The sequence below is a fragment of the Rothia sp. HMSC069C04 genome, from assembly GCF_001812895.1.
Taxonomy (GTDB): Bacteria; Actinomycetota; Actinomycetes; order Actinomycetales; family Micrococcaceae; genus Rothia.
The window spans coordinates 118506-119323 of record NZ_KV810736.1; the positions used below are offsets into that span (position 1 = coordinate 118506).

An 818-nucleotide genomic window follows, 5' to 3' on the forward strand; every position below is an offset into this window, starting at 1 on the left:
GTCGAAGTAGAAGACCACGCCAACGGGCTTGGAGTAGTCCAGGTTGTTCGCGTACACGTGGTACTGGGAGGTGGTGCCCGCCGGGGAGGTGTAGCTCTGGTAGGTTGCGGAGCTCATGGTGCGGGCACGCTGAGTGTTCTGCTGCTTCTGCTCAGCCTTCTGTTCGGTCTTCTGCTCGACCTTGGGAGCGGCGGTTGCCTTGCCCTTGGAGAGCGAGTTGCTCAGAATCTGCGAGAAGTTGTAGTCGAAGTGGCCCGAGCCGTTCAGAACGGTCGCGGAAGCGTTGGTGTAGCCGGCGTTGCGGTAGGCGTTGTAGCCGCCCTCAACGGCGCCTCGTGCGCTCCAGGTCTGCGGGTAGGTCTCGCCGGAGCCATCGTTCGAGTTTGCGTACCAGAACATGGGCTGGGACTTCAGCGCATCCGAGGGGGTGCCCTCGTCCAGGCCGCCGCCAGCGACCATAATGGAGCCGCCGCCATTGCGCCAGGTCTGGGGCTTAGTGTTCAGCTCGTAGGTGATGAACTCAGCGCCACCGGAGTAGCCCATGGTCCACACGTTGGAGGAGTCCACGCCGTTAGCCGCGATGAAGGAGGAAGCGAAGGAGCGGAAGAACTCACCGTTGGTGTTCATGTCTTCCCACCAGGTGATGCCGTTGCCGGATGCGTTGGTGTCCGGGGAGATAATAGGCACGAAGACCATGTTGCGGGCATTAGCGATCTTGCCCATCGCCGCGAGCATGCCCTCGTCGGGGGTGTAGACCTTGGACTCGTCACGCTGCCAGTAGTCACCGTCGAAGTAGAAGACCACGCCAACGGGCTTGG

Annotated in this window: 1 pseudogene; it reads right to left on the reverse strand. The window is 61.9% G+C overall.

Annotated elements, in window-relative coordinates:
• Positions 1–818, reverse strand: a pseudogene (locus tag HMPREF2879_RS09515) (S-layer homology domain-containing protein); the annotation flags it as partial.